Genomic DNA, 5197 nt, shown 5'->3' with positions numbered 1-5197 from the left:
CCCATGAGCGTCTCCCACCGCCGTCCGGTGCCCCTGAACAAAGCCTACCGCCTGCTCAACCACGGGCCGACCGTGCTGGTCAGCGCCGCTCACGACGGCCAGCGCAACATCATGGCCGCCGCCTGGGCCATGCCGCTGGATTTCGAACCACCAAAAGTCGCCGTCGTCCTCGACAAATCCACCTGGACCCGCCAGTTGCTCGAAGCCTCCGGCACTTTTGTGTTGAACGTGCCTTGCGTCAATCAGGCCGATATCGTGCAAACCGTCGGCAACACCTCCGGCCTGGAAATCACCCGCAACCAGGGCCGGGACAAGTTTCAGGCGTACGGCCTACACACCTTCGCTGGCGAACAGGTTGAAGCGCCGCTGCTCGACGGCTGTGTCGCCTGGCTCGAATGCCGCCTGCTGCCGGAGCCGCGCAATCACGAGCAATACGACCTGTTCCTTGCCGAAGTCATTGCTGCCCAGGCCGATGAGCGTGTGTTCAGCGATGGGCGCTGGCATTTCGAAGGGCAGGATGGATTGCGCACGCTGCATCACGTTGCGGGCGGGCATTTCCTGAAGATTGGGGATGGGGTGGATGGCAAGACGTTGGCGGTTTAAATGACGTTGATGGAAAACCGTCAGCGGATGTAGCAAGGTAGAGGCTTCATTTCACTGCTCAGGCGCAACGCTCATGGACGTTTCTGTTGCCGGTTATCTTGCCCCGTTGCTGTCGCTGGCGCTGTTGTGGACGGTGGCGGTGGTCACGCCCGGGCCAAATTTCTTCAACATTGCGCAACTCGCGGCCAGTCACTCGCGCCGACATGGCGTGGTGGCTGCGCTGGGCGTGGCCACCGGCACGGTGCTGTGGGGCCTTGCCGGCGGCTTGGGGATCAAGACGCTGTTCAGCGCCGCGCCGACCCTCTATCTGGGCTTCAAGATTGCCGGCGGTTGCTACCTGATTTATCTGGGGCTGAAGCAGTTCAAGCGCAAGGCTACGGTTGCCCCCGGTACACCGGCTGCGCCCCGGCAGACTTATTCCGGCGTCTACGCTCGCGGTTTCCTCGGCAACATGACCAACCCGAAATCGGCACTCTTTGTCGCCACCATCTTCGCCACCGCCATGCCGCCCCACGTACCGCCGCTCCTGCTGGCGCTGGCCGTGCTGACCATGGCCACGCTGTCGTTCAGCTGGTATTGCAGCGTCGCTCTGTTCTTCGCCAGCCGCCGGGTTGCTAGTGTCTACGAGCGGTCACGCCAGTGGCTGGATCGATTGGCAGGTGGGTGCTATTTGTTGTTTGGGGTGCATTTGGTGGCGAATCGCTGACATTGCCGGGCTTCATAGGCTTCGATGAGGTTAATCATTTCGTTGAAATAATCACCCTCAGAGGTGCCAGGTTCCGGCTCACTGTCGAACAGCGCAGAAACCTTTTTGAGTGCCAGTCTGTAATCTTCTTCGGTATGGATCGGGCTCGGATTCATGGTTGCTCCATTTTCTTACGATCTTTGCTGATTGAATTTAAGCCAAGCAACTATTTTTCGGGGTAGGAAAAGGCGACTAGGGACATATGAACAGAGCCAATCGCCGAAAAAAAAGGCCTACCTCCCGGTAAGCCTTTTCTGCCCACTTCGTAATACTCAATCCCCCAACGCCTCTCCCTCACGCCGAGGATCGGCACCCCCCGTCAATGTCGCTTTGCCCTGCGCATCCTTCACCCGCACGATCGCCTGGGTGCCGCTGGTCATGTCGATTTCGCTGACCGTGTGGCCCTTGTCCTTGAGTGCCTGAATCAGCGCCGGGCTGAACTGCCCCTGTTCCAGTTCGGTCGGGCCATTGCGGCTGCCGAAGTTGGGCAGGTTGATCGCACTTTGTGCATCGAGGTTCCAGTCGAGCAGGCCGATGGTGGTTTTCGCCACGTATTCGATGATCTGCGAGCCGCCGGGGGAGCCGACCGTGGCGACAAATTCACCGGTGTTGCGATCAAAGATCAGCGTCGGCGCCATCGACGAGCGTGGGCGTTTGCCCGGTTCGACGCGGTTCGCGACTTTCTGCCCGTTCTCTTCGGGGATGAACGAGAAGTCGGTCATCTGGTTGTTCAGCAGAAAACCCTGAACCATCAGGTGCGAGCCGAACGCGGCTTCGATGGTGGTGGTCATCGACACGGCGCCGCCGAGATCATCCACCGCGACCACTTGCGAGGTCGAGATGCGCAACGGCGAGCGGTCCGGTGCATAGGCTACCTGTACGCCCGGCGGTGTGCCCGGTTTGGCGCTGCCCATGCTGCGCTCGCCGATCAGGCTGGCGCGGCTGGCCAGATAGGCAGGATCGAGAAGACCTTTGATCGGCACCGGGACGAAGTCGGTGTCGGCCACGTATTGCGCACGGTCGGCATAGGCCAGACGTTCAGCCTCGGCGATCAGATGCACCGCTTGCGGCGCCGGTTCCATGCCGGCCGGCCTATTGCTGTTCACTGGTTTGAGCGGGGTCAGCGACAGGCGTGGATCGCGAGTCTCCAGCGCCTGCAACGTGCCGAGAATCTGCGCCACGGCGATCCCGCCCGACGACGGTGGCGGCATGCCGCAGACCTGCCAGCGCTTGTAATCGGTACACAGCGGCGCGCGCTCCTTGGCCTGATAACGCTGCAAATCGGTCAGCGACAGGCTGCCGGGGTTGGCGTGCTGTTGAACCTTGGCGACGATCTCTTCGGCGATCGGACCTTTGTACAGCGCATCGGCACCTTCGCTGGCGATGCGTTTGAACACGGCGGCCAACTTCGGGTTTTGCAGGCGTGTGCCGACAGCTTTGACGCTGCCATCCTCATTCAGGAAGTACGCAGCCATGTCTGGCGACTGGCGTATCAGTGGATCGGCAGTCAGCAGCGAATGCAGGCGCGGGGAAATCGCAAAGCCTTGCTCGGCCAGTTTGATCGCCGGCTCAAACAGCTTCGCCCATGGCAAGCGACCATGCTGCCGATGCGCCAGCTCCAGCGCGCGCAATACCCCGGGGGTGCCGACCGAGCGCCCGCCAATCTGCGCTTGGGTAAAGGCCATCGGTTTACCGTCAGCCTTCAGGAACAGCTTCTCGGTGGCTCCGGCTGGCGCCGTTTCGCGGCCGTCATAGGTGCGCACCTGCTTGCCATCCCACAACACAATCATCGCGCCGCCACCGATACCGGAGGACTGCGGCTCAACCAGCGTCAACACCGCCTGCATCGCAATCGCCGCATCAATCGCCGAACCACCCTGACGCAACATCTCCCGCCCGGCCTCGGCCGCGAGCGGGTTGGCAGCAGCGGCCATATGTTTATTGGCGTGTCGGGTTTGCAGATCAGTGCGGTAACCGGAAGCGGCTTCCGGTGTCAGCGGCAAGGAAGAAGAGGGCGGGGCGTTGCAGGCGGTGAGGATCAGGGCGCTGATGATCAGCGCCAAGGCTGGCAGGCGAAAGCGGCTCAAGGGCTGGGTTGGAAACACGCGGGCTCTCCGTCCGTGGGGTAGAAGTCTTGGGGGACTTTATCGAGCGGGCCGGCGGGGTGCAAACTGCGTGAGGATTACAGCACTCCCGCTCAGCGGCCGCGCCAATCGATTGGCCGAAAACGATGCCCTTGTGGGAGCGAGCCTGCTCGCGAAAGCGGTAACTCGGGTGGTGCGATCTTCTTGAGAGTATTGCAGGGTAATTTATTGCTTGAAGCCGGGCAGACCACGGGTAGAACGCCAGTCTTTCACAATTTTGGTAATGCCCTCGGCTGTTTGTTGTTTCATATCCTCGGGCCAATAGATGAGGTCAGTGCCCGCTGGGTGCTCACACAGACGTACAAATTCAAATAGCAGCGGATCGAGAATCTCGTCTGGGCTTGTGTTGGCTGCAAGAACAGATTGCACAAATTTCAAGAATTCTGCTTCGGTGTAGTCGGATATGTTAGTCATAACGTTCTCAAGTTGAAGTTCCACAGCTCAAATGAAACGGGCGGCAGGATTCATGTCTTGAACCCGGGTAGTCGATTCGCTTCGCGCCATGCCATGACTGTACGAGCTATTCCGGCAGATGTTGTATCTGCTCCGGGCTCGGGGTAGAAGATCAGGTCTGTTCCAGCGGGGTGGCCGGTCAAAGCCCTGAATTCCGCCAGCAATCTGCCAAGCTCCTTGTCAGACCCACTTCTGTTGACTGCTCTTATATTTTTCACGAAACAGATGAATTCTGATTCTGTGTAGTCAGCTATGCTTTGCTTGGTGCGTTTTCTTATCATTGCTTGAAGCCCGACAGCCCATGGTCACTACGCCATTTCTTCAATGACTCAATGATTCCCTGTGCCGAGTCATCGGCGCCATTTTCAGGGTAAAAAATCAAATCGGATCCTCTTGGATGTCCACAAATCAAATTGAAGTGAAGAACGAGCTTGCTTTCTTCTTTCTCGCTCCCCTCATTTCCGACAATGCGCTCAAGGAGGTTGATGAATTCTTGCTCGGTGTAATCTGACAAATCGTCTTTAATAAGGAATTCCGTTGCCATTGCCTATCTCATGCACGAATCTTGGATGTGTTGAGACGCAATAAATCGTGAGAGCCAAAGTTAACTCGATGGCTCGAACCCTCAACGACACGACTTATCAAGAGTCTTTGAACCCGGATAATCCCTGTGCTGCTCGCCAGTCCCTGACACTTTGCATTACCCCCACAGGCGAGTTATCAGCACCAGGCTCCGGGTAGTAGATCAAGTCCGATCCTGCTGGATGCTCGCTGATTGTCTCGAAGTGTGCCAACAGTAAATCAGCACGATCATCGTTTTCAGCCTCTTCATCCTCTTTCGCGAGCTCTTGTAGTAGCGCGACGAATTCGGCCTCTGTGTACTCAGAAATGCTGGCTTTTAATAAGGTGTCTTTCATATTTGCCTATTCACGCCGGTGTATATCTATATGGTTCCGAGGAGTATTTACTCGAAGGTTATCTAGGTCATATACGCCACCGCCCTTGGATATTTTTTCGAGATGGTGAATTTCATAAGACTTTCTACCGCCGACTCTATCGGCTTTACGCACACGTGGCGCCTTACCCTTACGCATGCGACCAACATTCTGTTCAATCAACTCACCCCCCGATGCTGACTCTGCAACCGTTTTCCAAAAGGTTGCTCTGAATGAGTCGAAGCTTTTGAATTCTCGTCCTCGTAGAGAGTTGGCAACGTCTGTTGGAATCGGAACCCCCACGCCCGAATCAGCCC

Annotated in this window: 7 protein-coding genes and 2 pseudogenes; 2 read left to right on the top strand and 7 right to left on the bottom strand. The window is 57.7% G+C overall.

From position 1 onward, the window contains the following. Positions 1-3: 3 nt before the first annotated feature. Together D6877_RS05130 and D6877_RS05125 are read left to right on the top strand one after the other, a co-directional pair. A complete protein-coding gene (locus tag D6877_RS05130) occupies positions 4-603 on the top strand; it encodes a flavin reductase family protein (RefSeq protein WP_130910071.1) in 600 nt (199 codons plus the stop codon). A gap of 73 nt (positions 604-676) precedes the next feature. Further along, positions 677-1309: a LysE family transporter gene (locus D6877_RS05125; protein WP_130910070.1), complete on the top strand. Its 633-nt coding sequence runs from the start codon at positions 677-679 to the stop codon at positions 1307-1309. A gap of 5 nt (positions 1310-1314) precedes the next feature. On the opposite strand, the pseudogene D6877_RS05120 reads toward D6877_RS05125, so the two are convergent. The 7 genes and pseudogenes from D6877_RS05120 to D6877_RS29550 form a co-directional block, all read right to left on the bottom strand. Then, a pseudogene (locus D6877_RS05120) lies at positions 1315-1464 on the bottom strand (transcriptional regulator); the annotation flags it as partial. A gap of 156 nt (positions 1465-1620) precedes the next feature. Continuing rightward, the gene (gene ggt, locus D6877_RS05115; RefSeq protein ID WP_130910069.1) at positions 1621-3453 is read right to left on the bottom strand and encodes a gamma-glutamyltransferase; all 1833 of its coding nucleotides are present in this window, start codon (positions 3451-3453) and stop codon (positions 1621-1623) included. Positions 3454-3657: 204 nt separating this feature from the next. Then, entirely contained in the window at positions 3658-3906 is a 249-nt protein-coding gene (locus tag D6877_RS05110) for a bacteriocin immunity protein (protein WP_130910068.1), read from the bottom strand. A gap of 50 nt (positions 3907-3956) precedes the next feature. Further along, on the bottom strand, positions 3957-4226 hold the full coding sequence (locus D6877_RS05105) for a bacteriocin immunity protein (protein ID WP_076564114.1): 270 nt from the start codon (positions 4224-4226) through the stop codon (positions 3957-3959). Further along, entirely contained in the window at positions 4223-4489 is a 267-nt protein-coding gene (locus D6877_RS05100; protein ID WP_241662852.1) for a bacteriocin immunity protein, read from the bottom strand. Before D6877_RS05100 ends, D6877_RS05105 begins: the two co-directional genes overlap by 4 nt. A 97-nt stretch (positions 4490-4586) precedes the next feature. Then, positions 4587-4862, bottom strand: a complete 276-nt coding sequence (locus tag D6877_RS05095; protein WP_130910067.1) for a bacteriocin immunity protein — start codon at positions 4860-4862, stop codon at positions 4587-4589. Positions 4863-4868: 6 nt separating this feature from the next. Further along, positions 4869-5197: pseudogene (locus D6877_RS29550) on the bottom strand (HNH endonuclease); the annotation flags it as partial.

The organism is Pseudomonas sp. Sample_9, assembly GCF_004307535.1.
GTDB classification, from domain to species: domain Bacteria; phylum Pseudomonadota; class Gammaproteobacteria; order Pseudomonadales; family Pseudomonadaceae; genus Aquipseudomonas; species Aquipseudomonas mercuritolerans.
This window is presented reverse-complemented; position numbering and strand designations above follow the sequence as displayed.

What these genes read in the sequence shown, in the direction of transcription:
- D6877_RS05110 (WP_130910068.1), bottom strand. Translation starts at nt 3,906, where the DNA reads ATGACTAACATATCCGACTACACCGAAGCAGAATTCTTGAAATTTGTG.
- D6877_RS05130 (WP_130910071.1), top strand. Translation starts at nt 4, where the DNA reads ATGAGCGTCTCCCACCGCCGTCCGGTGCCCCTGAACAAAGCCTACCGC.
- D6877_RS05100 (WP_241662852.1), bottom strand. Translation starts at nt 4,489, where the DNA reads ATGGCAACGGAATTCCTTATTAAAGACGATTTGTCAGATTACACCGAG.
- D6877_RS05125 (WP_130910070.1), top strand. Translation starts at nt 677, where the DNA reads ATGGACGTTTCTGTTGCCGGTTATCTTGCCCCGTTGCTGTCGCTGGCG.
- D6877_RS05105 (WP_076564114.1), bottom strand. Translation starts at nt 4,226, where the DNA reads ATGATAAGAAAACGCACCAAGCAAAGCATAGCTGACTACACAGAATCA.
- D6877_RS05095 (WP_130910067.1), bottom strand. Translation starts at nt 4,862, where the DNA reads ATGAAAGACACCTTATTAAAAGCCAGCATTTCTGAGTACACAGAGGCC.